Raw genomic sequence first — 531 nt, forward strand, 5'->3', positions numbered from 1 at the left:
GGGTAAGCGGATTAAATGGTTGATCTTACCTTTGCATGAGAGTGAGACAGACCGGCATCTCATCGGATTATCTGGTTGATGCTTCACCTACTGCTGATGCATGCTTCCCTCGCTAATTCCAGCAAGAACCCCACACGCCTTAACTTCCCGGTCATCGTTGCAACGCGCTCTTAGTGAAACGAGTTGTTTCTCAAGCGCCTGTAGAGCGGTTATCTGCGACCGCACATGAGAGATGTGATCATCGAGCAAGGCATTGACAGCGGTACAGGACTGATGAGGGGCGTCCTGATAGCGCTTTAGTTCGTGAATTTCTGCCAGTGACAGATCCAGGATGCGGCAGCGACGAATAAAGGCCAGCCGCTCAACGTGTTTCTCGGTATAGACACGGTAACCGTTCTCCTGCCGACCAGGCGGCGGCAACAAGCCCTGCCGTTCGTAGAAGCGGATCGTCTGTGTATCTACCCCTACTGACTGTGCCAACTGACCAATACGCATCGGGTTCCTCCGCAACGGATTCTCTACGCTATTGAC

1 protein-coding gene is annotated in these 531 nt (G+C 52.9%); it reads right to left on the minus strand.

The window, feature by feature from the left end:
* Positions 1-87 precede the first annotated feature (87 nt).
* A partial coding sequence (cadR, locus tag KQY15_RS18970; protein WP_443627119.1) for a Cd(II)/Pb(II)-responsive transcriptional regulator occupies positions 88-531 on the minus strand: 444 nt, incomplete at its 5' end.

This window comes from Arsukibacterium indicum, from assembly GCF_019100565.1.
Classification (GTDB): domain Bacteria; phylum Pseudomonadota; class Gammaproteobacteria; order Enterobacterales; family Alteromonadaceae; genus Alishewanella; species Alishewanella indicum.